A 23,455-nucleotide genomic window follows, 5' to 3' on the forward strand; every position below is an offset into this window, starting at 1 on the left:
TTAATAATGCTGGTGGTATTTATTTAAACTTTTTAGAACTGTTTATTTAGCTCCTTTTACTTAATTCATTAAATCTACGTAAAAATAAAACTTTGGCTTGTAGTGGGGTTAATGGATTAACAATAAAATCACTCGTAGGAATACCTTCAAGCATTAGCCAATTGCTACCCACATCAATTTCTAAATCTCGTTTTTCGGTTGCTAACATCATTAAGTCGGCTAAATGAACGGAGTCCGACATAACGGGTGGTAAGTTATATTTTTGACGAATAACAGCATCAATTCTTTTTTCTATCTCCTTATATTCAGGTAATAGCTTTTTAAGCGGTGATGGCAGATCTTTTACATAGGCCTCACTGGCATCATGAAGTAAGGCTTCTAAAGCATATTCAGGAGCAACTAAATAGCTGACATATACTGAGTGTTGAGCAACAGAATAGAAATTATCAATCTGTCCATTAAAGCGACATTCATTAGCTAAACCTGTCGCGATGTCTTGAATATCTATATCCTCGATCCGTACATCGAGGTAATAGAAGTGCTTATTCGTTGCAGTTGCAATATAAGACATTATTCTCTCCACATAATTTAAGTAATAAAAATCCCTCTCGAATTAATCGAGATTAAATTTCCCTGATGTTGGTTAATGGTAAATAAAGACTTATTTTTTATGTTTCAATTATTGAACTTGATTATTGCTTACCTCAAGTTGTGGCGGTTTCTGCTGTTTTCTATGAAGTGGGAAAGACTCTTCATCTAATACTAAGTTTTGTTAGAATCAAATCTAATAAAACTTATATTTTATGTCAACACAAATCTAAGTAAATTTAGATTTGTGTGATGGTGAGATTACAATTCGTACTGAACACCTTTTACAACACCAACAATTTCACAATTGCCATTGATCGGGATGTTTGGATAGCGGGGATTGAGTGGAGATAGGTATTTATTAGGGCCATCAATAATTAATTTTTTAATTGTTACCTCGTCACTTCCTGTAAGGCGAGCGACTACAATTTTGCCACTAATTACCTCTGCTGCGGGATCAACAATAACTTTCGCACCTTCTGGAATAGAAGGCATACCCGAAGGATTAGTCATCGAATCACCTCTCACTGTAAGGGCGAAGCTTGAAGGTGATACCTTTAAAGAAGTTTCTAGATATTCCAACGTTTCATCATAAATCTCTGTTGCTAGGTATTCCGTGAATTTACCTGCTTGTACATATGACAAAACGGGAAGTTTTCTCATTGTTGTAATCACAGAAATATTTTCCTTCGATGATATGCCGTAAAGGATGTAAGACTCAGTTGTATTAAAAAATTGAGCAAGCTTTATTAGAGCATCGCCATTTGGCAAATTAAGATCTTTTTCCCAATAGCCAACCGCAACACCCGATACGCCACAGTATTTCCCTAGTTCATTTTGTGTCGTCTTGGTTGTCTTACGAAGCTTTTTTATTCTGCTTCCAACAGTATCCATTTTTATTCCGAGGTTAGTTTTTAACTAAGTTATCTTAGTTTTTATTGATAAAAGAAAACTTATATTTTAATATCTAATAAAACTTATATTGGAGGTGCTTATGACAACTAATGAAGTTGAAGTTTACTTTGGTGATGCTAGTAAAGTCGCTAGTTTTTTTAAAATTACGCCAGAAGCCTTTTATCAATGGAAGAAAAGACCAGGTCAATTAATACCTAAAAATCGAGCAATTGAAGCTGACTTACTAACTGAGGGAAAACTTAAATATAACCCTGAACTTTATAGAAAAAATACCAAAACAGCATAAGGCAATTAACTACCAATAAAAGATAGAGCAGGTAGATATGAGCAAACATTCAATTAAAGAAGTTATTAAAGAAATGTGCAAAGCACTGCCGGGTGGACGTTCTGCTATGGCAGGGGCTCTAGGTATGTCACTCGAGACGTTTAATAACAAGTTATACGAAAAAAATGGCTGTCGTTTCTTTGATATTGATGAACAAGAAGCCATGGAAGATATTTCGGGCACTAAGTTGCTGGTGGAATATCACCTAGAACGTCATGGCATGAGTGCATTACCAAAAATAGAAGCAGAAAAGATAGATCAAGTAGAGCTATTTGATATGCGAATGACATTGGCTGCTATGCAAGGATCACTCGCCGTTTTAATTCAAGAAAGCCTTGTTGATGGTGTTTTAACGGATGAAGAAATAGGGCGTATTTATCGAAAAACAGGGAAAGTTTTTGCGTATGCAATTGGGTTCTTGGATTCACTGAAAGTGTTATACGGTGAAAAACAGGAAGCGACTAAGAAAGGGTGAAGCCAAAGGTATACGGCCTCTGGCTTCGGTTGCCAATTTCAATGATGTGAAGAGAAATAAGCATGAGTAGATTAGCGCATCTAATACCTAAAAAGCAATTTCGCTGTTTACCCTTAACTAAAGAGGGAACATTTCGCTATATAGAAAGCATACCGAGTGACAATCGATCACACAACTACCGAAAAAATATCGATTTGGTAGATAAGAGGACACTGAAAAAGTCATGGGCTGATTTCTATTTCTTGAGTGGAGGAAAATGCAATGCGAAATGAAGATCCCAATCGTCTTGATCGCTATTACAGAAACCCTCGAGGGCTCCTTGTTCATGTCATTCGTTATGATCGAGAAAAACAGCGCGTTATTTTTATGATTGATGGTTGTGAATACGAACAATGCGAGCCAGTTCAAAGATTTAAAGAGAGATATACCCGAGTTAAGTGAGGCCTCTTATGAGTGTTAAATTATCTAGTTATGTTTGGGATGGTTGCGCCCATGCAGGTTTAAAACTCACATCAGTCGCTATCATGGCAAGATTAGCTGATTTTTCTAATGATGAAGGCATTTGTTGGCCTTCTGTTGTGACAATTGCTCGTCAAATTGGTGCGGGTGAAAGCACGGTGCGCACAGCAATAAAACAGTTGGAAAAAGAAGGGTGGTTAACCAGCGAAAAGCGTAGAAAAGGCAATCGCAACGCAAGCAATATCTATCAGCTGAATGTAGAGAAACTATACCAATCAGCAAAGAAAGCACTTTCTCAACCAATAAAATCTGACGCGTCAAAATCTGATGCATCAGGAGTTGACCCATCAAAATTTGTTGCATCAAATTCTGTTCCCTCAAAATCGAGCAAAAATAGGGATTTTGACCCGCCAGCTCCTGAGGGCGATCCATCAGTAACTTCAAAATATGATCCATCAATAAATCATTCTTCGTCGCAGAATTCTGGCGAATCCAGCGACCAGCCCAAAAATGATTTTTTAACTCGTTATCCTGAAGCTGTGATTTACAGCGCCAACTTTCAAAAATGGGGCTCCGCTGACGATTTGAAGTGCGCTAAATGGTTATTCAGCCGTAAATGCGAAGTGTTTCAAGAGATGGGATTAAAAACGCCTAAAGAGCCAAATTTCACTGATTGGGCTAATGATATTCGCTTAATGGCAACGATTGATGGGCATACTCACAAAGAAATTTGTCAGTTCTATAAACGAATTACGCAAGATGATTTTTGGAAAAAGAATGTTCAGTGTCCTCGTACACTTAGGGCTCAATGGGATGATTTAACCTTACGTTTGGCGGGTAAGAAAAAAATCACCATCGACTCCGTAGAGCGTGATGAAACATTCCGGCTTATCTGGGGTACGGGTTGGAAACCTAAAAATAAAATCCAAGAATTAGCCGCTATTCAGGCAAAGAAAAATGGTCTAGGCCGAATGAATGAGGTTGCAGGTTTAGCTGCGTGGCGAGGTATTTGGCAACAAGTTGCAGAACAAGTTGCTCAGGAAGTTTTGCTATAAACGAGAGTGGAGAAAAATAACATGAATGGACTAATTGTTATTGATGGTGTTCAAATTCGTCGAGATACCGCAGGGCGTTATTGTTTAAATGACCTTCATCGAGTCTCAGGTGGTGAAAAACGGCATCAACCTTCGAATTGGAGTGCTTTAACCCAAACTAAAGAATTGATTGATGAAATTTCAACCGCTCCTGAGATCACAGGAGCGGTTCCCATTATGACCATTGTTGGTGGGCTTAACCAAGGAACGTATGTTTGCAAAGAATTAGTGTATGCCTATGCAATGTGGATAAGCCCATCATTTCATTTAAAAGTGATCCGTACTTTTGATGCATTGATAACACAGCAACACGACGAAAAGTTAGCCGATAAAGTTCAAGCTGGGGTTATATTGCTTGAATCGATGGCTAAGAGCCTAAATTTCTCAAACTCTTCAAAATTAGGGGCGTATCAAAAATTACAAGCCATGGCAGGCTTACCCGAATTAGCCCCTGTGTATGCGATTGATGCGCCAAGTGGATCAATGGATGGTTCAAGTCGTCCAACAGTAGCTTTATCAACACTGATTAGAAAACACCAATTACCTGTTTCAGCGCAACAAGCTTATAAGCGGTTGGCTGATCTCGGTATTGTTGAACGTTCATCTCGTCCAAGTACGAAAACTGCCAACAAAATGAAAGAGTTCTGGTCAGTGACTGCCCGAGGCTGTCAGTTTGGGAAGAACATGACCAGCCCTAATAATCCTCGTGAAACCCAACCCCATTTCTTTGAAAGTAAAACGGATGAATTGATCCGTATGGTGATGCTGAATAAGCAGGTGAGTGCATGAAATTATTGTTAACACCCTATATTCAGTCCGATCTTGGTGTTGTTTTATTGAAGCCTGAAGCGGAGTTGTTTGAGCAACTTAAACAACATTCTCGTGTGATTATTAGTGATGTACCAAAGAGTTTAAATAAATGGCCTTCTGGTGAATTAACAGGGAACGAACAGCCATTATTGAATAACAAGAGCATTGTTGATTTTTTGAATAATGAAAAAGTGATCCAAGCTATGGGCGGGCTGGTATCGATGAATATGTGGATAGGCAGGAATATCCATTGCTGCCAGATTAACGATAAGCATGACAGTTATCATCATCATGAATTAACAACCACATGGCATAAAGACGGTGTGATACGAACCTGTTGGTACCATGATAATCATATTCGTAATTCATCGGCGGGGTGGGTTGCTGAGTTAGCGTATAAAAATCGTATTGCTTGGATGATAGATACTATTCGCAGTCGTTTGAGATTAGATGATAGCCATTCGCTGACGATACCTGACTTTTTTGCTTTTGCCGTGATGCATAAACTGGTTAATGAATTACCTGATGCTATATTACGTCGTATTCTAAATTGGTCTGATAAACCTAAAGATCGTAGAGTGCATGGCGGTTTTCCTGAAGCTGATATTGTTCCCAATGAAGTAACAGCACTATCAGCAATGAATGCGCGTTTAGATGCCATAAAACCCGTTATTAATGTGACTGTCGATCCTGAACCTCCAGCCTCATTTCTTCTTAAACCTAAAATGTGCCGTTGGGAGAATTCTCAATGGCTTCAATGGGTAAAAACACAGCCTTGTTGTGTTTGCGGACAACAAGCTGATGATCCGCATCATATTATCGGACATGGTATGGGAGGCATGGGAACGAAAGCTCATGATTTATTCACTATTCCATTATGTCGGCAACATCATGATGAGTTGCATCGTGATCCGAAATTGTGGGAAGCCAATTATGGTAACCAAATCGAATTGTTATTTTCTTTTTTAAACCGTTCATTAGGAATGGGGGCATTGGTTTAACGTGTATACGGCACGGGGAGTATTAGTATGAGAGATATGCAGGAAGTTTTATCACGTTGGGGTGCGTGGTCAGCTAATGAGGGAAATAGTATCGATTACTCATCAATCGCTGCTGGTTTTAAAGGATTAATTCCAAGTTCAAGACGAAGCCGAGAGCAATGTTCAGATGATGATGGCTTGAAAATAAATAAAGCGGTATTACATTTAAAGGTAAATAATAGTTACTTGTTTCAATTGGTTATTATGTACTATGTGAAGAATTATCCTTTGCGTTCAATGGCTTCAAAACTTGGTATTTCGCATAATGAAGTGGCTAAGCGATTGCAGACAGCGGAAGGATTTATTGAAGGGTGTTTATCGGTTGATAACGTAAAATTAGATATGGATAAAATAATTAGAAAACACCATATTTATAGTCTTGCGTAATTACAAAACACAATATATTGTGTTAATAATGGTTTTGATGTTACACCTCTTATCAATTAAAAACCTCGTGAGTATAGTGGGGTTATGTTTTTTAGAGGCACACTTAAGCTGATTTATCGCTAAAAAATAAAGTTTGCTATCTGAATTTTTCTATGGCTTAATAGCGTCACTGGTTTGGAAGTACAGACCTATTTATGTTAGTAAGTTTAAAGTTGTTCCCGTTTAGCGTTATCCTCGATACCTCTTCATTGTGAATTCCTTCTAATTAATACCCATAAGTAAAAATACAAAACAAACCGCATATGCCTTATGGAAAATTAAATAAATTAAAGGAAATTCTATGTCTAATACAATGACTGGTACAGTAAAATGGTTCGATGAAGGTAAAGGTTTTGGTTTTATTACTCCAGCTGATGGCAGCAAAGATGTATTCGTACATTTCTCTGCAATCCAAAGTGATAGCTTCAAAACATTAGCTGAAGGGCAACAAGTTTCATTCACCATGGAAAATGGTATGAAAGGCCCAGCAGCAGGCAACGTGGTGGCTCTCTAAAGGCGCTATTACTATTCGCCTCTATTTTAAATGCCCTTGTTGTAGCGGTTCACAATATAGAACATCACAATTCGATGTCACAGTGAACAATCCACACGGCGCAAAATGTATCTTTTGCAAAAGTGTGATGACAGCTCAAATGAGTTAAGCATTAAATAGTTGAATATACAAAACCTCGCTTCGGCGGGGTTTTTTGCTATCTACAATCTCATATTGGTTAAAGATAAAAAATTTAGATTTTAGGGCTTGAAAAATACTTGCTCGTTCATATTTATATTTTGGGTAAATAAGATACCGCCCATAATTCACTAAATACTGAAGGAGGAGTTATATGCCTAACATTAAACCTTTTTCATTATTCCCAACATTATCTGACAACTTACTTTCAAATCGTTTTGATCAGATAGATCGCCTGTTTAGTCAGTTAACAGGCAGTAAGCCAATAGCATCACCTATACAGACTTATAACCTGAAACAGATTGATGATAACCATTATGAACTGACAGTGAGTGTGCCTGGATATCAAGAAAATGACTTATCGGTTTCATTAAAAGGTAGTCGTCTATTGATTGAAGGGAAAAAAGAAGAAAAATCAGAAGAAGACAATGATAAATGGATCCACCGAGGCATATCTCAAGGACAATTTACGTTGCAATTTGACCTCGGTAAAAATGTTAAAATAGAAAAAGCCGATTTATCAAGTGGACTTCTGACCATCGCTATTGAGTATGAGTTGCCTGAAGAAGAAAAACGGCAAACAATAGCGATAGAAAATAAAGATAAAAAATAATTGAGTTAGATAACGTGAATAAGATTAAGGCTACGCATGATGTGTAGCCTTAATTGTTTTTGTCAGGGGCTCTAAATTGTATTAACTCAGACTAGGGTATCTGCGGACTAACTAATGTACTCACTGCTACGAGGTTATCTGAATGCTACATATAAAAAAACATGCAATAAATTATACTTTAAATTTATTTTTTGCCGACTGAGACCGTAAGAGTCTCAAAGAAAGTTTTTTGTTTAGAGTTGTTTAGAGTAAAGGTGGTTGAACAACCACCTTTACTCCTAGGATAGCCGACGTATGTTTATACCATTGTCACAACAGGCCCCATTTTGCGCTTCTTGGCTGTATCTTCTGAGCGTTTGTGTGTTTGGGCACGCCAACTCTCTAGAGCGATAATATCAGCAAGAAGTTCCTCTGGTTCAGGAACTGCAACTCCGCCCGTCATGGCTTTGTCATGGGCGTAGTTAGAGCATTTACTCATCCCAGCATGGACTTGTGCATAGTCATTATCGTCAACAATAACACCAATGAGCCTTTGCGTTTCTACGCCCTTGCGGAAGCGAAGAATAACCTCGCGCAGGAGAACTTCTTCTACCGCTCGTTCCCATGCCATACGTAAGCGAAAATATGCGTCAACTGTTTGTCGTTGATGTTCTTGCTCATTACCTTCTTTGTATAGTTTTGCGATTAATTGTTGCTGCGCTTTCAACGTGCCAACGCGTTTACTTGTATTTTTTCCCTCAAACGGCAGCTCAGGATCTGCAATACCGAAACCTTCTGCGCGGCGAGTAAGGCTTTGTGTGAACACTGTGGCGCCTGCTTGTTTTGCTTCTTCGGTCAACAAACAGAGGAAGTAGATGTCATGGGTGAAAATGATAACTTGTCGCTGCAATGCTTCAGTTGCGAGACGTTTGGCCACGCGTTCGCGTCTGCGATGGTCTAGGGAGGATACAGGATCGTCGAAGACTACACCTCCTTTACTACCGCTCAATTCTACTTCAGCTAGAAACGAGCCGAGTGCAATGGCTCGTTGTTCACCTTCGCTCAATATTTCTCCTGGAGAGCGACTTTGCGGCAAATGAAGTTTAAGTTTGTGCAGTGCTTTTCCTCGATCTGTACGGCTTTGCAGGGAAACACTCAAACTACCAACTCCCAATGTTTTAAATTCTCGGTTCAATGCGTCAGCTAGTTCTTTGGATACAACCTTTTCCGCTAGTTCGGATGCTTTAATGGATATCGCATTTGTTCTGACTCCACTAAGACAGCTTTTGAGTTTTGCTAGGTGTCCAAGTTTCGTCACAGCAGTAAGTACGGCTTCTTTGACTTGACTGAGTTTTAGTCGCGCATCCAATTCTCCAAGTTGTTTCAGTAAAGCAGCGCGAGCTTCTTCATTTGAAGCTTTTTCCAAGGATTCTGCTTCAGTATTCAGTTTGCTTGCTAGCTCTTTTAACTTATCTACTGGGCTGTCTAATACTGTATCTAGTTTAGTCCAGTCATGCGAAGTAATAGCTGTTTTGATTGCTTCGTGCCGGACTGCCAATGCAGCTTCGAAAGACTTAATATCGAGTACTAATGATGGGGCAAATTCGGCTATTTCCGCCTGTGTTATTTCATCGAAGTTTAACGTGATAATGGCGGCATTGAATGGGCGATATTCATCAGCGAGTGCCTTGCGGCATATCTGAGCAGTTTTTTCGGTCTCTGCTTGTATAAACGACTCAAATCGAAGCAATCTTTCCGCACCTTTAGCCAATGGTTGCTGGCATAACGGGCACGGATCGTCTTGTTCGAGATTCGGGAACTGCTTATTTGGATGAGCTTCTAAAGCAAATTTTCGGGCTGCATCAAATAGTTCTCGCCATGCTTCTCCACCTGTTCCTGGTAAAAGGTTTTCTCCCTCCTTGAAGCTTTTTGCAGCGAGAGCAGCAGCAGCTTGGGCTGTACGGAATTTATCAGCAAGGATTTTAAACTTTGCAATAGCTTCTGGGCCAACGATAATCCCTTTCTCGACTGTATTTGTAGCAAGTGCTATAACACGGCGTGCACGTAAGCGCAATAAACCAGCTTTTTCCTTTGGGTTGTTCTCTTTAAGGCTTTTCTCTAGGGTCTCTCGTAATGTAAGTTCATCTGGCTTGAGAGTTGCGAGGGCTTCAATTTTTAGAATGTCGGATTTTTCAGAGAGTGTAGAGATCAGCTTGCCCACAGCTGTTTCACCATGCAGATGAGCAAATGTGGTGAGATCTACTGCTGATTGTTTTTGTTCTGCCTCAATAGAGGTTCTCAGTTGCTGGCATACTTTTGCAAGAGCCTCAAATACTCCCAAACCGTATGGCACATAAGAAAAATCATCCTCATTATCTAAATAGGCACGAGCGCAACGCGTATCGAAGATAGAGAAAGAAGAAAGTTCAGGTGGTGCTTCTTTTCCTTGATGCCAAGTTACCTCCTTATCAGTGCCATCAATAGTGATATTGAATGATGCCTGAGCATTGCCCGCTTTGACGTCTGGTAAATTAGCATTGGGATGAACCGGTTCTGACTGATCGCGGGCACGGCAGGCTTGTTTCAGAACTCGCGAATATCCCGATTTTCCAGAACCATTATCGCCATAAATAATAGTCATGCCTGTTGAACCTATCACTAACTGTTGATTTCCGGCAATGGCATTAACATTGTGAAGATTTTTGATGGCGGATAGTTTGATATCTGTGTCTTTCTTAGCCTGTACTGGAATTTGATCGGCAGTTAGCGGCTTAGCATGGCGATTTTTGGGGTCAGGAATGCCAAAATTAAGTTTGAGTAACGCATACAAATCTTCATGATCCTGTGGCGTAAGCGCCTGTTTTACTAATAAGCGAGAAACTGCATCGCTTTGCCACGCAGGCAGTCCCTGCGTCCAAGTTAATATTTCCTGCAATATTGCCATAGTTCCACCTGTAGTTATCATTTTTAAATGTAAAACCAAAAAAAATTCATAACGTTAGAGAAGCATAGCACATTACTCTGTAGCACTTTGGCGACAATTTATTAGTTGTGACAACGGCTAAGTTTTTGGCATACGGTTTTGTTCTTTACTAACTATAATAAACCAGATTTTTGAGTGTTTTTTAGTAATGATAATCAAGGATGTTATTGTGGATAAAAGAGAAACTGAAATTCATATACTGGAGCTTTCATTAGATTCAGCCTTGGATTATCGTTGCATCAGGTTAAATCTAAGTATATACATCTGAATTTTTAGTACGAAATTATCCAATATAATAAAAAAATGCCGATACGCTAGGAGTCATATCGGCATATAAAATAAACGCAAGAAGCAATGTAAGTCATGTCGTACTAATTCGTATCAAACCTGTCAATTTGATACATATGTAATGATAATTATTCTCATTAATATATTCAACCCTAAATTAAATAAGGTTACTTTGTAGCCTTTTCATCTACGCCGACCACAGAATCAACACCCACTTATACCGTTCACACAAGAGCTGTGAGTCGGCACCTTATTAACTAAAATAAATCGGTAAATGTTATGGCGGATTATAGTTTTAGTTTACAGTATGCCTTAGAAATAGATGGTGAAATGAACCTCTGTCATTAAAAGTAAGTCGTTTATTGATTGAAAGGAAAAAGAAGAAAAACCAGAAGAAGACAATGATAAATGGATCCACTGATGCATATCCCGAGGGTAATTTACGTTACAATTTGACCTCAGTAAAAATGTAAAAATAGGCAAAGCCGATTTATTAAGTAAATCATCCAATAAAAAAAGCCCCCAAGATGAGTTGGGGGAAGTGGGTTATATAGTTATAATAAGAAAAAGATTATGAATTTTCTTTATATTATAAAATAATTTAAATTTCCATGGTTTTTGTTTTTTTTATTAAGATGAGATAAAAAAATATCAAAGTATTATAAAAATAATCGTATCTTTTTTATGGGTAAGGATTTTTAAGGATAAAAAAAATCCATCAGGAGAAGATGGATTAAAAGTACAACTAGTACCAATCATATAATGAAGAGAACATATCTACAAAAAAGAGGACAATTAAATGAAATAAATATTTAAATGAGATCTAATGCATTAACAGTGTTATTAATAAAATAAACAAAATAAAAATGCAATAACTATATGGTAATAAAGAAGGGTTGTAATAAAAAAATATCAAAAAATCATAAAAACAAGAATAATAAAAAAAATCCATCTGAGTGAGATGGATTTAAAAAAACAAATAAAATATGCAGTGGGAAGGAATTTAAATACTTGTTTTAAATAAGTATTTTTGAAATCAATGATTACACATTTTGTATAAATAATTAATTTCGATATTATTAATAAATTATTTTTTTATAATGGTCAATATTTGTTGTTAATGATTTTATTGATTTTGATCACAAATTTATATTTTTAATTTCCTAATTTTAAATGTAAAAAATCATTAATAAAGATAGCTTGAATAATAAAAAATAAAACGTTGATAAATAAAAAAACCACCTACGGTAAGTAGGTGGGAAAAGGAAGAATTAATGTGAGTTGTAATGTACATTATTGAAAATAACACGAAGTAAGTAAAAAACAACAAAAAGAATGAAAATTATCATTTGGAATTATAAATTTATCATTTTTAGTTTGAATGTGATTTAACAAATAAGCTTATAATTTCTAGGATGTATTTTTATTAGACTTTGTTTAATTGAATCCTTTCATATTTCATGAGGATATTTTCATTATGTAAGTATAAAAAAAATCCATCTGGGATAGATGGATTAAACGGAAAATCATGCTGATTTATGTAACATATAAAAAAGAGATCATATTAACTAAATGAACAAATTAGAATATATAAATCTACAGCATTAATGACATTATTATTAAAAACAAAATAAAATGAAAACTCAATAACTATATTGCAAAAATAATTAATTGTAATATAAAAATATCAATATGTTTCATCTAAATAAATCGGTAAATATTTATGTCAAAAGAGATAAGCGAATTACAGTTTAGTCTTCACTATGCATCAGAAACAGACAGTGAAAAGAATACCTCCGTCATTTTAACGGCGAATATCCATACGGCTGATGGCGAAACTCAACAACTCACACAACTAATTTGCACGACATCTCCCGCAGGTAAAAAGCAATATCGAATCGGCTTGCAAAAAATTAGTGATGCTGGTGCTCCATTGCTGGTGGCGATTGAATCCTATTGGCGCAAAAACACACAAGAGAGTTGTGTTTATTTGTTAGAGAAAGCGAGGCAATTTATTCAGGGACACTTACAACAAACGAATACATGGATATCCATGTACGGTCTTGTGATTGTTTCTAATGCCTCACTTGAAGAGCAGGTGCCTGAAGGTTTATTAACATTAATTCATTCAAAATATGCTAGTCTTTCTTGAATGTAACTTATTGGTTTAAATTAACTTTATAAGCTATCTAATATATGAGTCTTTTAATGATCGTGATCTTATAATAAAAACATCTTTAAAGTAAAAAGACTAATAAGTATTATTTTTATATTGATGAGGCTTGAATAACAATAAGAGGCGATATGAAAATTAAAGAACCAGATGAGCTTATAGCTGATGCGGATAAATATGAGTCAAAAGTAATGTTTAAATCAATGAGAATAGCTTGGTTGATATTTACCATTGTACTACTTAATTTAATACCAATGCTTATTCATGGCGGAGTATTATCATTATATAACTTTTTGATTTTTAATGTATTTGTTATTTGTATTATGCTATGGATATATATCAAAAAAATATTTTATACATATTCCAAGAAAAATTCACATTAAGATAATGTTACTCATAATGTGAGTAAAAAGAATTTTAAAAACAGTTTTTCTAAAGGTATTACTTAAATTTTAGAAGAGACAACCTTACCTTAGATAATGAATGCTGTGATTTAGGGAGAGTAACGATCGTTTCATGAGATTTATAAAAAAGAAGCCCTCGGACGAAGGCTTTAATAGCGATACTATATAATAATTAGAAGCAATCGATAACTAAAATAGATTAGCTATATATCAACTAAACTTTAGCCATCTCTCATAGTTTACTCGTTTTACTAATATAGAAATTTGCACTAAGTCAAATAAGTTTTTTTTGTAAAAATATTATCCTTAATAGAACTGTAAACTTTCGTTTTAATCTAAATCATAACGTTAGTTCAAGTTTCACCTTCACATGTTTAACTCTCTCTCACTAATTATCAACGGACACTCCTCAGGGGGTGACTATGCGCATGGAAAAATTAACCAATGTAACTTATGGAACAGCAGGCCTAACGGCCTTTTTTGCCAGTCTTTCGTTATATGAATGGGGATTTGTCATCGGGATGGCGTTCAGCATGGTTTTGGGTTTAGCCACTTATTTTATGACACGCCGAGAGCAACGAAAACGCACTCAATTATTCGAAGAGCTTGTTCGTCATGTTGATCCACAAAATCCGACCGAAACGTTAAAAAGGCTTGCTGAATTAATGGTGAAAGCACCAAAGGATATTTAATGTCTCTCAAACAGAAAATAGCGGCGATAACAACAGCAGGAGCAACAGCAATTGCGTTAGTAGTAATAGCCCATTTTGAAGGTGTACGTTATGAACCTTATCGTGATGTGGCGGGTGTTCTAACAGTTTGTTATGGGCATACAGGGAAAGACATTATTCAAGGTAAGAGATACACACAACAAGAATGTGATGCGTTATTACAACATGATTTTATTAAGACACAACAGCAAGTCGATGTATTAATCAAAGTACCACTCGATGACTACACCAAAGCCGCTTTATATTCCTTTGCTTTTAATGTGGGTACAACCGCATTTGCTCGCTCAACATTACTTAAGAAACTAAATGTTGGTGATAGAGCGGGAGCCTGTGAAGAAATGAAACGTTGGGTTTATGCAAGAGGAAAGGTCTGGCGAGAGCTTGTCAGTCGTCGAGAGGCGGAGTCAGCACTATGTCATGGAAACCTTTAATCGTCATTATCGGCTTTATTCTTGCATTACTCATTACAGTCGCTGGTGGCATTTATCTCTTGATTGATAACTCATGTACTAAAGACCAAGTTAGTTTAGAAAAGCGCTGTCAGATTGCACTCTCACATCATCGGTACTAATCATGAAATACGGGAAACTCTATGCTGTCATTGTGATGGTAGGCATCATTGTGGGTAGTTATTGGGTGATTAACAGGCAAGCTAACAGAATTAATCTGTTAGTAGAAACAAACAAAGAACTAACGATTGCTCTCGAAGAACAGAAGTCTATTAATACTGATTATCAAGCACGCATAATGCGGTTAAACCGACTGGATATTCAATATACGCAGGAGTTAGCGAATGCTAAGAATGAAATTAGCCGCTTGCGTGATATTAGCGAGCATCATCCTAAGCGGGTGTATATCAAAGCCGAGTGCCCAAAAAGCAAAACCACTTCCGCCACCAGCTTGGCTTCTGCAACCACCGCCAGACCTACTGACACCGCTATCCGAAATTATTGGTTACTCAGAGAGCGAATTGCCGAGTCAGAGCAAATGATTAAAGGGTTGCAGGATTATATAAGGCTGGAGTGTTTGAAATAAAAAAAGACTTAGTTATGTATTCGCCACTAAGTTAGCAACAATGACACCTGTCAGTTATTTTTTCTAGGAGTATTACTTATGGTAGTTGTGTAACTCGAAGGATATTCTGTGAAAAATTAATTGCTGAGGTCATAGACATGGGTATTCTTTCTAGAATAAGTAACTTATTGTTGGTGATTATAGGTTTGTCGATGATATCTGTTTCTTCTTATGCTGATCCAGATAATGGGCATGGAAGAGGTCAAAGTAAAGGATATCAAGGAGAGAAGCCAAACAAATGGCATAATAAATCACAAAATAATCACTTTGATAATGAAACCTCTTTCTCAATTTCTTTATCTTATAATGAGGCTAGAGCAATTGCGTTGAATGGTGGATTTACTGGATATTCATCACTCCCTCCAGGTATTGCTAAAAATTTAGTAAGAGGAAAGCCATTGCCTCCGGGTATTGCGAAGAAAATGGTTCCTGAAAAAATGCTTAGCCAATTACCTTACTATCCTGGTTACGAATGGCGCATTGTTGGAAATGATTTGGTATTGATCGCATTAAGTACAGCGATAGTCACTTCAATTATTAATAATGTTTTTGATTAAAACATAGTGGGTTAAATATATTCGGTATCATTGTGGGGTTTTAATCTATAAAAATAACCTTGTGAGTTTGAGCTCTCACTAGTATTACCAATATCCACTCAGCCAATCTGTTAATAATCAAAGTAATTTTTATATTTTCCTTGAATAAATATCCATTAAAGGATCATGGTAGATAGAATATTGCTATAAAGGCCATCAGTTCAATATCGCTGGTGGCTTTTTTTATACACATTTCATCGCTCATTCACAGAGCAATTCACAAACGTCGGATCCAATCACTTTGATATGAGCCTTCGAGGAAGTCAGTTATAGCTGGCGAGCTTCGACGGGCTGATTTTCTATGTGAACGAGGGTTCATTTCAAATGAAGGTAATACGCTATGAATAAATCCTTAGTTTTTAAAGGTAACAAAATCACCCCATTTGATAAGGGTGATGGAAAAATCTGGTTTACCAACAAGCAACTTTCAGAATTACTTGGGTACAAAGATGAGTCATCAGTAACTCGTATCTTTAATCGAAATAAAGATGAGTTTACCGATGGCATGTCTCAGACGGTCAATTTGACCGTTAGTAATAAAAACAATGAGATACAAAATAAAAGAGTGCGGATATTTTCGGTTAGAGGTGCTCATTTGGTCGGTATTCTCTCTAAAACTGATATTGCTAAAGCACTTCGACGCTGGTTACTAGACTTAGCTGAGAAGGAGTCAAAACCTCAAGCAGAGCTAGCGAATCTTGATATGGATGAGCTCAAAAGCCTTACCATTAACGAAATGCAAAATAGATTAGTAGCAGCGGATAATTGGTCTTTCGAAAATTTTGGTAAGAAAGGTAGTGACCTGATGAATTTGCGCAAGCGTCATTTGAAGAAAATACGCAAAGCAAAGAAAGCCATTATTGATTTATCACAACTTACTTTACCTGATATGGGTGATTTTCCAGATGGAGGAGAACCCGCATGAATCACGAACAATTCATAGAAAAGAACATACAGGCCGAGTTAAAGAAGCTCGGCTTTTCTTTATCTGTCACCCAGAGAGCAAGCTACATGGCAGTAGATCATTATCGCCGAATCGCTCAAGCGAGTAAGAAAGGGCGAATGTTTGACGATTGCTTGCATATCGCCAAAGTATGGGCGAGTAAATTTGCTAAAGAGAAAACAAAATAGACCCTAGTGGTCTTTTTTATTGGAGAACATTATGTCAGATAAACAGATTAACTATGAAGCCATAGGACGTTGTAAAGTCTTGTTTGACAAAATCAAAGTACAGCATCTTGAAAGATCTAAGGCTATAAATGAACTGCGAGCAGTAATCTATTCTCTTCACCAGAAAGGGAATATCAATCATGTCCCGCCAGAAGTCGTTGTTTTTGATACTGAGAGCTTAACTTTCTTAGTTGATAAGATTGGACGGACGGATAGTGATCTCATGCGTGCTGTCAGTGAATATAATAATTGGTGTCATGAGGCTGGTGAGAAACCAGTTAAACTGATTGAGGTAGAATGAGCAGTAAAAGAGAATAATAAACAGAATAAACCATGAAAAAACGCAATGTCTATGGTGGTCGCTGGGCTAAAGTGCGATTAGCGTTTCTTAATGAACATCCACTTTGCGTCATGTGCCAAGAGCAAGGGCGCATTACTGCTGCCACAGTAGTTGACCACATTACTCCGCATCGTCTTAAAGAAGCGCTTGAATCAGGTGATAAAGAACGTATCGCAAAAGCCCAAGCCTTATTCTGGGACACAAAGAACTTCCAAAGCTTATGCGAACTGCATCATAACTCAACCAAACAACGTATCGAAAAGAGTGGCAAAGTCATTGGCTGTAATGCGGATGGCATTCCACTCGATCCCAATTCTCATTGGCATCAATAACACCATGAAATACAGGGTGGGGGCGGGGTAAAAGTTCAAACACTTTCGCTCTGATTACCTAGCGCCCTCATTTGTGTGCACAACCGCGAAATGAAAAGTTTTTTTCTGGGAGGTTCCGATGGCAGGAAGACGCCCGAAACCGACCCACTTGAAGGTGGTCACTGGTAATCCGGGAAAACGAAAACTCAACGATAAAGAACCCCAACCCAAACGTGAAATTCTAAGCCCACCCGAACATTTAACGGATTGGGGGAAAATGGCGTGGGCAAAATTAACCTTATTACTCGATGGAATGGGCGTTTTAACCGTGGCTGACACGCTGGCATTAGAACGGCTGTGTGATATCTACGCTGATATTCTTCAATTGCGAGACACCATTGCCATTGAAGGTCGGACATACACCACAAAAACGCAACTAGGGGATTTTTTAATTAAAGCGAATCCTGCTGTTGCCATGTTGGCTGATGCAGATCGCCGTTTTAAAAGTTATTTAGTCGAGTTTGGTTTAACCCCCGCCGCTCGTTCGAAGGTGAAGATGGATGGTGGAGAAGAAGAGGAAGATCCGCTCAACCAATATTTCGGTTGATCCCGCAACGCAATACGCGCAAGACGTGCATCAAGGCAAAATCTTAGCGGGGCCTGATATTCGTCATGCATGTGCACGTCATCTCAAAGACTTAAACGAAGCCGAGCAACGAGGATTAGTCTGGGATGTCGAAGCCGTCAAAAGAGTGATCGATTTTTTTGCGAAAGTCTTAAAGCTCAATGGCGGGGAGCATGAAGGCAAACCGTTTATTTTATTGCCTTGGCAATGCTTTGTGATTGGTTCTATTTTTGGCTGGAAAATGACAGACGGCACACGCCGATTTCGCATGGTGTACGTTGAATCAGGCAAAGGTTCAGGAAAATCACCGATGGCGGGTGGCGTTGGGTTGTATTGTTTAGTCGCTGACAGTGAACCGCGTGCCGAAGTGTATGCAGCAGCCACGAAAAAAGACCAAGCCATGATTTTGTTTCGTGATGCGGTGGCGATGGTTGATCAATCTCCCGCATTAAGTCAGCGGATCACCAAATCAGGCGGAACAGGCAAAGAGTGGAACTTGGCTTATTTGAAAACGAGTTCATTCTTTCGCCCGATTAGCTCAGATGATGGGCAATCAGGGCCTCGTCCCCATTGTGCGTTGATAGATGAAATTCATGAGCACAAAAATAATACCGCTGTCGAGATGATGCGAGCGGGTACTAAAGGTCGGCGACAAGCCTTGATATTTATGATCACCAATAGTGGGCATGATAAAACCAGTGTGTGTTATGACTATCATGAATACGGACGAAAAGTTGCCGAAGGCACTATCGAAGACGACAGCTTCTTTTCCTATATTTGCTCACTGGATGAGGACGATGATCCCTTTAAGGATGAGTCTTGCTGGGGGAAAGCCAATCCGTCATTGGGCTACACCTTTTCTGATCGCTACTTACGTGAACAAGTGACACAAGCTCGAGGTATGCCCGCAAAAGAAAGCATTGTGCGTCGGCTTAATTTTTGCCAGTGGGTGGATGCCGATAATCCGTGGATTAACAGTGAAACATGGATGCAGTGTGAAAACACGTTCACCTTCGATGATCTTCAAGGTGAAGAATGTTATGGCGGATTGGACTTATCGGGAACCAAAGATTTGACCGCATTAGCCCTGTATTTTCCTCGCCTCAAACGTCTTTATGTTGAATTTTGGACACCCAAAGACACTTTATTGGATAGAGCGAAAACCGACCGAGTGCCCTACGACTTATGGGTAAGGCAAGGTTTTATGCATACCACTCCAGGGAATGCGGTGAGGTATGAATTTGTGGCAGAACGCATTGCTGAAATGGCGATGCACGTCAGCATGAGAGCCATTGCCTTTGACCCTTATCGCATTAAATACCTTGAACCCAAACTCGATGAAGCGGGTGTGACGGTTCCTTTAACTCCGCATGGACAAGGATATTACAAAGCCAAAGATTCAGGGCTATGGATGCCACACTCTATCGAACTGTTTGAACAGCTAATTGATGACAAGAAGATTGAGATCCACACCAATCCTTGTTTGAGATGGAATGCCGCATCTGCTGTGCTTGAGGCTGACCAAAAAGATAACCGCGTCTTTGCCAAGAAAAAAAGCACTGGTCGAATTGATGGTGTGGTGGCATCAGCAATGGCGATTGGGGCTGCGGAAGGTGAGGTTGATGATGGCAACCTTGATGATTTTTTCTCTAACCCATTGAGTATGTGATGACAGATAAACAATATTCAATCGATTTGCGCACTAATCATGGTTGGTTTGCGCGTCTGGCTTCCTTCTTTGTTGGGGGAAGACTTGTGACACCTGAACAAGGTTCACAATCAGGCGCTATCTCAGCGCAAGGCTCGCTTGGTGATTCTTCTGTAAATGATGAGCGAATACTCCAAATATCCACGGTTTGGCGTTGTGTTAGCTTAATTTCGACGTTAACGGCTTGTTTGCCACTGGATGTGTTCGAAACGGATAAACAGGGAAATAGAACCAAAGTTGATTTAAGTAACCCATTGGCTCGATTACTGCGATATTCGCCCAATCAATATATGACCGCTCAAGAATTCCGAGAGGCAATGACTATGCAGCTTTGCTTTTATGGTAATGCTTTCGCGTTGATTGAGCGAAATAAAGTGGGTGATGTGATTAGCTTGCTTCCTCTGTTGTCTGCCAATATGGATGTACGCATGGAGGGGAAGAATATTATCTATAAATATCAGCGTGATCATGAGTTTGCGAAATTTAAACAACATGAAATTTTTCATTTAAAAGGGTTTGGTTTTAATGGATTAGTCGGATTGTCGCCGATTGCTTATGCGTGTAAGACAGCAAGCACGGCCGTTGCGATGGAAGATCAACAACGTGAGTTTTATGCCAATGGGGCTAAGTCTCCTAAAATTCTAACAACGGGTGATAAGGTATTAAATAAAGAGCAACGTAGCCAACTTGAAGAGAATTTCAAAGAAATTGCGGGTGGCCCCGTTAAAAAACGATTGTGGATCTTAGAGGGGGGATTTCAAGCACAAGATATTGGCGTTAGTCCTCAAGATGCAGAAACGATGTCTTCCCGCAAATTTCAAGTCAGTGAATTAGCCCGTTTCTTTGGTGTTCCCCCGCATTTAGTCGGTGATGTTGAAAAATCAACAAGTTGGGGAACAGGTATTGAGCAACAAAACTTAGGTTTTCTTCAATATACCTTACAACCCTATATCTCCCGATGGGAAAACTGCATTGCGCGTTGGCTTCTAAAACCACCCGAGGTGGGGAAATATCATGCTGAGCATAATCTTGATGGGTTATTGCGAGGCGATTCCACTTCACGCGCCGCGTTTATGAAAGCGATGGGAGAATCGGGGCTAAGAACCATTAATGAAATGCGACGGCTCGATAATTATCCTCCTCTTGAAGGTGGAGATGTCGCTTACCGGCAAGCACAATATTTACCGATTAACCAACTCAATAAAGAGCCTCACGAAAGTGGGGCTTAATTATTTATGGGGGTTCAATGCCTGATATTAGAAAAACACTGAATTTTGATGAAGCGGAAATCAAATTTACGGGGGATGGCACACAAGGCGTTTTCGAAGGTTATGCCTCTGTATTTAGTCATCAAGATCTCGATGGTGACATTATTTTACCCGGTGCGTTTAAGCATGTTTTAGATAAGCAAAAACAAAAAGTCGCTATGTTTTATAACCATCGAGTCTGGGAACTTCCTGTGGGGAAATGGGAGTACATGGAGGAAGATCAAAAAGGATTACGTGTAAGAGGACAACTGACGCCCGGTCATAGTGCGGCTCAAGATCTAAAAGCGGCAATGAAGCATGGCACGGTTGACGGGCTTTCTATCGGATTCGGGTGTCTGCGTAATGATTTTGAGCGAACACCTTCAGGCCGTATTTTTAAAAATATCTCCCTGTTACGTGAAATTAGTATTTGTACATTTCCCGCTAATGACCAAGCACAGGTTTCATCACTCAAGAGCATCGATGGGTTATTAACGATCCGAGATATTGAGGATTGGCTGAGAGAGTCAGCCGGTTTATCAAAATCAGAAGCAGTCGGTTTTATTTCCCGCTTCAAATCCGCTATTCGGAGTGAGTCCGATGACACTCAACAATCCCTAGTTGCATCCATTGTTAACCAAATTAATGCATTTAATCTGAAAGGATAGAATATGTCTGACTTAGCTATTATCCAAGAAGCCATCGAAGGATCACAAAAAAAGGTGCAAGAGCTCTTCGATGCACAGAAGAAAGAAATTGAAGCTACTGGCGCAGTTTCAAAGCAATTACAAACAGATTTAGTCTTAGTTCAAGAGGAATTAAAAAAAGCCGGTGAACGTCTGTTTGATTTAGAGCAGAAAGGGGCAACGAGCGCTGATGATCCTAATGTGAAAAAAGATTTTTCTGAGCGAGCAGCAGAAGCGCTGACAAAATCATGGAATGGGAGTCAGGCTTCTTATGAAGTGAAAACTTTTAATAAATCATTAGGCAGTGATGCGAGTTCAGCCGGTGTTCTCATTCAGCCGATGCAAGTACCGGGTATTATTATGCCGGGTATGCGTCGTTTAGTTATCCGCGATTTATTAGCACAAGGTCGTATTTCCAGTAACTCACTGGAATATGTACGCGAAAAATTGTTTACCAATAGCGCGGCACCCGTGAAAGAAAAGGCACAGAAACCAGAATCTAATCTGACTTTTGAAAAACAAACGGCAAATGTGATCACTATTGCTCATTGGATCCAAGCGTCTCGCCAAGTGATGGATGATGCTGTGCAGTTACAGTCTTACGTTAATAATCGCTTATTGTATGGCTTAGCATTAGTGGAAGAGGAGCAATTACTTAATGGTGACGGTACTGCGGATAATTTGACGGGGATTAATCATGTTGCCACTGCCTATGATACCACGTTGAGTGCTACGGGTGACACGCATGCTGATCTGATTGCTCATGCCATTTATCAGGTGACAGAATCTGAATTTAGTGCCTCCGGTATTATTTTAAATCCTCGTGATTGGCATGCTATTGCGTTAATGAAAGATAAAGAAGGGCGTTATATTTTTGGTGGCCCACAAGCGTTTACTTCAAATGTAATGTGGGGATTACCTGTTGTTCCCACAAAAGCACAAAAACAAGGTGAGTTTACTGTTGGTGCATTTGATTTGGCGTCTCAAGTATGGGATCGAATGAATGCAGTTATCGAAGTGAGTCGAGAAGATCGTGATAACTTTGTGAAGAATATGCTGACCATTTTGTGTGAAGAGCGTTTAGCATTAGCCCATTATCGCCCTCAAGCCTTAATTAAAGGGACTTTCCCAACGTCTGGAAGAAGTGCTTAAGTAATAGGTCGGGGTAGGTAACTATCCCGTATTACATCATGAATATCTTAGATGTCATTCCTCTTTCTTTATTAAAACAGCATCTCGAATACAGCGGTGATGATCGTGATGAGCAGATTATATTTTATGCTCAAAGCGCATTAAATTATTGTTTGAGATGGTGTGATGAACCCACATGGAAATCACCCGATGATATCCCTTATGAAGTGAAATCGGCCATGCTTTTGGTGCTGGGGGATATGTTTGAACATCGAACCAGCCAAAGTGAAATTCCGTTATATGAAAATAAAGCAGTAGAACGATTGTTACTGCTTTGTCGAAATTGGCGAGGTAGTTAATGGATCCGGGACGATTACGCCACACCATTAATATTCAAAAATCAGTATTAGCGCCCGATGCCATCAGTGGCAGTGATGTGATTTGGACGGATCATGCGACAAAAGTACGTGCAGCGATCATGCCTTATCAAGGGCGAGAATATTTTCAAGCCCAGCAAGTACAAAGTGAGGCCACAACGCGAATTCTTATTCGCTATATCGCTGATATCGATAC

General features: G+C 38.8%; 30 protein-coding genes. 27 read left to right on the forward strand and 3 right to left on the reverse strand.

Features of this window, described 5'->3' with window-relative positions; all coding sequences use genetic code 11:
- Nucleotides 1-46: 46 nt before the first annotated feature.
- Nucleotides 47-571, reverse strand: coding sequence for an HD family hydrolase (locus ACNART_RS08830; protein ID WP_196726978.1), 525 nt, complete (start codon nucleotides 569-571; stop codon nucleotides 47-49).
- A gap of 278 nt (nucleotides 572-849) precedes the next feature.
- Nucleotides 850-1,482 (reverse strand): LexA family protein, encoded by a 633-nt coding sequence (locus ACNART_RS08835; protein WP_196563448.1) that lies wholly within the window; start codon nucleotides 1,480-1,482, stop codon nucleotides 850-852.
- 100 nt (nucleotides 1,483-1,582) lie between these two features.
- On the opposite strand from ACNART_RS08835, the gene ACNART_RS08840 reads away from it, so the two are divergent.
- The 9 genes from ACNART_RS08840 (at nucleotide 1,583) to ACNART_RS08880 (ending at nucleotide 7,436) form a co-directional block, all read left to right on the forward strand.
- Nucleotides 1,583-1,789, forward strand: a complete 207-nt coding sequence (locus ACNART_RS08840) for a Cro/CI family transcriptional regulator (RefSeq protein ID WP_006537203.1) — start codon at nucleotides 1,583-1,585, stop codon at nucleotides 1,787-1,789.
- A 37-nt stretch (nucleotides 1,790-1,826) separates the two neighbouring features.
- Nucleotides 1,827-2,303, forward strand: coding sequence for a YmfL family putative regulatory protein (locus ACNART_RS08845; protein ID WP_072062657.1), 477 nt, complete (start codon nucleotides 1,827-1,829; stop codon nucleotides 2,301-2,303).
- Nucleotides 2,304-2,564: 261 nt separating this feature from the next.
- Nucleotides 2,565-2,744, forward strand: a complete 180-nt coding sequence (locus ACNART_RS08850) for a DUF4222 domain-containing protein (protein WP_017628377.1) — start codon at nucleotides 2,565-2,567, stop codon at nucleotides 2,742-2,744.
- An 8-nt stretch (nucleotides 2,745-2,752) separates the two neighbouring features.
- The gene (locus ACNART_RS08855; protein ID WP_237612525.1) at nucleotides 2,753-3,817 is read left to right on the forward strand and encodes a helix-turn-helix domain-containing protein; all 1,065 of its coding nucleotides are present in this window, start codon (nucleotides 2,753-2,755) and stop codon (nucleotides 3,815-3,817) included.
- A 21-nt stretch (nucleotides 3,818-3,838) separates the two neighbouring features.
- Nucleotides 3,839-4,645: a KilA-N domain-containing protein gene (locus ACNART_RS08860; RefSeq protein ID WP_416303566.1), complete on the forward strand. Its 807-nt coding sequence runs from the start codon at nucleotides 3,839-3,841 to the stop codon at nucleotides 4,643-4,645.
- On the forward strand, nucleotides 4,642-5,667 hold the full coding sequence (locus ACNART_RS08865) for a DUF968 domain-containing protein (protein ID WP_049219745.1): 1,026 nt from the start codon (nucleotides 4,642-4,644) through the stop codon (nucleotides 5,665-5,667). The genes ACNART_RS08860 and ACNART_RS08865 overlap by 4 nt, the downstream gene beginning before the upstream one ends.
- Before the next feature lie 27 nt (nucleotides 5,668-5,694).
- Nucleotides 5,695-6,093 carry an antiterminator Q family protein gene (locus tag ACNART_RS08870; protein ID WP_049219743.1) on the forward strand — a complete coding sequence of 133 codons (399 nt, stop codon included), beginning with the start codon at nucleotides 5,695-5,697 and terminating at the stop codon, nucleotides 6,091-6,093.
- A gap of 340 nt (nucleotides 6,094-6,433) precedes the next feature.
- A complete protein-coding gene (gene cspA, locus ACNART_RS08875) occupies nucleotides 6,434-6,646 on the forward strand; it encodes an RNA chaperone/antiterminator CspA (protein WP_004244726.1) in 213 nt (70 codons plus the stop codon).
- Nucleotides 6,647-6,977: 331 nt separating this feature from the next.
- A complete protein-coding gene (locus tag ACNART_RS08880; RefSeq protein WP_075672634.1) occupies nucleotides 6,978-7,436 on the forward strand; it encodes an Hsp20 family protein in 459 nt (152 codons plus the stop codon).
- 298 nt (nucleotides 7,437-7,734) lie between these two features.
- Here ACNART_RS08880 and ACNART_RS08885 read toward each other — a convergent pair whose 3' ends face one another.
- Complete coding sequence (locus ACNART_RS08885; RefSeq protein ID WP_087802753.1) at nucleotides 7,735-10,359, reverse strand: AAA family ATPase; 2,625 nt, start codon at nucleotides 10,357-10,359, stop codon at nucleotides 7,735-7,737.
- Nucleotides 10,360-12,409: 2,050 nt separating this feature from the next.
- On the opposite strand from ACNART_RS08885, the gene ACNART_RS08890 reads away from it, so the two are divergent.
- The 18 genes from ACNART_RS08890 to ACNART_RS08975 all read left to right on the forward strand — a co-directional run.
- Complete coding sequence (locus tag ACNART_RS08890; protein WP_416303567.1) at nucleotides 12,410-12,838, forward strand: hypothetical protein; 429 nt, start codon at nucleotides 12,410-12,412, stop codon at nucleotides 12,836-12,838.
- A gap of 152 nt (nucleotides 12,839-12,990) precedes the next feature.
- Entirely contained in the window at nucleotides 12,991-13,242 is a 252-nt protein-coding gene (locus tag ACNART_RS08895; protein WP_416303568.1) for a hypothetical protein, read from the forward strand.
- Nucleotides 13,243-13,685: 443 nt separating this feature from the next.
- A complete protein-coding gene (locus ACNART_RS08900) occupies nucleotides 13,686-13,955 on the forward strand; it encodes a bacteriophage protein (protein ID WP_046334538.1) in 270 nt (89 codons plus the stop codon).
- Nucleotides 13,955-14,425, forward strand: coding sequence for a lysozyme (locus ACNART_RS08905; protein ID WP_416303569.1), 471 nt, complete (start codon nucleotides 13,955-13,957; stop codon nucleotides 14,423-14,425). Before ACNART_RS08900 ends, ACNART_RS08905 begins: the two co-directional genes overlap by 1 nt.
- The gene (locus ACNART_RS08910; RefSeq protein ID WP_173807699.1) at nucleotides 14,407-14,565 is read left to right on the forward strand and encodes a hypothetical protein; all 159 of its coding nucleotides are present in this window, start codon (nucleotides 14,407-14,409) and stop codon (nucleotides 14,563-14,565) included. Before ACNART_RS08905 ends, ACNART_RS08910 begins: the two co-directional genes overlap by 19 nt.
- 2 nt (nucleotides 14,566-14,567) lie before the next feature.
- A complete protein-coding gene (locus ACNART_RS08915; protein ID WP_416303570.1) occupies nucleotides 14,568-15,029 on the forward strand; it encodes a lysis protein in 462 nt (153 codons plus the stop codon).
- A 137-nt stretch (nucleotides 15,030-15,166) separates the two neighbouring features.
- Nucleotides 15,167-15,625: an anti-virulence regulator CigR family protein gene (locus ACNART_RS08920; protein WP_088495860.1), complete on the forward strand. Its 459-nt coding sequence runs from the start codon at nucleotides 15,167-15,169 to the stop codon at nucleotides 15,623-15,625.
- Between the two features lie 379 nt (nucleotides 15,626-16,004).
- Entirely contained in the window at nucleotides 16,005-16,589 is a 585-nt protein-coding gene (locus tag ACNART_RS08925; RefSeq protein ID WP_416303571.1) for a BRO family protein, read from the forward strand.
- A complete protein-coding gene (locus ACNART_RS08930) occupies nucleotides 16,586-16,795 on the forward strand; it encodes a hypothetical protein (protein ID WP_108716960.1) in 210 nt (69 codons plus the stop codon). The genes ACNART_RS08925 and ACNART_RS08930 overlap by 4 nt, the downstream gene beginning before the upstream one ends.
- A gap of 31 nt (nucleotides 16,796-16,826) precedes the next feature.
- Nucleotides 16,827-17,135 (forward strand): hypothetical protein, encoded by a 309-nt coding sequence (locus tag ACNART_RS08935; protein ID WP_198621064.1) that lies wholly within the window; start codon nucleotides 16,827-16,829, stop codon nucleotides 17,133-17,135.
- A gap of 32 nt (nucleotides 17,136-17,167) precedes the next feature.
- Nucleotides 17,168-17,506 carry an HNH endonuclease gene (locus ACNART_RS08940; protein ID WP_088495858.1) on the forward strand — a complete coding sequence of 113 codons (339 nt, stop codon included), beginning with the start codon at nucleotides 17,168-17,170 and terminating at the stop codon, nucleotides 17,504-17,506.
- A 118-nt stretch (nucleotides 17,507-17,624) separates the two neighbouring features.
- On the forward strand, nucleotides 17,625-18,092 hold the full coding sequence (locus tag ACNART_RS08945) for a phage terminase small subunit P27 family (protein ID WP_416303572.1): 468 nt from the start codon (nucleotides 17,625-17,627) through the stop codon (nucleotides 18,090-18,092).
- Nucleotides 18,046-19,779 (forward strand): terminase large subunit, encoded by a 1,734-nt coding sequence (locus tag ACNART_RS08950; protein ID WP_416303573.1) that lies wholly within the window; start codon nucleotides 18,046-18,048, stop codon nucleotides 19,777-19,779. The genes ACNART_RS08945 and ACNART_RS08950 overlap by 47 nt, the downstream gene beginning before the upstream one ends.
- Complete coding sequence (locus ACNART_RS08955; RefSeq protein WP_004242475.1) at nucleotides 19,779-21,047, forward strand: phage portal protein; 1,269 nt, start codon at nucleotides 19,779-19,781, stop codon at nucleotides 21,045-21,047. The genes ACNART_RS08950 and ACNART_RS08955 overlap by 1 nt, the downstream gene beginning before the upstream one ends.
- Before the next feature lie 17 nt (nucleotides 21,048-21,064).
- Entirely contained in the window at nucleotides 21,065-21,733 is a 669-nt protein-coding gene (locus ACNART_RS08960; RefSeq protein WP_020946083.1) for an HK97 family phage prohead protease, read from the forward strand.
- 3 nt (nucleotides 21,734-21,736) lie between these two features.
- Complete coding sequence (locus ACNART_RS08965; RefSeq protein WP_087802799.1) at nucleotides 21,737-22,903, forward strand: phage major capsid protein; 1,167 nt, start codon at nucleotides 21,737-21,739, stop codon at nucleotides 22,901-22,903.
- Nucleotides 22,904-22,941: 38 nt separating this feature from the next.
- Entirely contained in the window at nucleotides 22,942-23,241 is a 300-nt protein-coding gene (locus tag ACNART_RS08970) for a head-tail connector protein (protein ID WP_004242478.1), read from the forward strand.
- On the forward strand, nucleotides 23,241-23,455 hold a 215-nt coding region (locus tag ACNART_RS08975), incomplete at its 3' end, for a phage head closure protein (protein ID WP_416303574.1). The genes ACNART_RS08970 and ACNART_RS08975, both read left to right, overlap by 1 nt.

The sequence above is a fragment of the Proteus sp. LHD240705 genome, assembly GCF_047921555.1.
In the GTDB taxonomy this organism is placed as follows: domain Bacteria; phylum Pseudomonadota; class Gammaproteobacteria; order Enterobacterales; family Enterobacteriaceae; genus Proteus.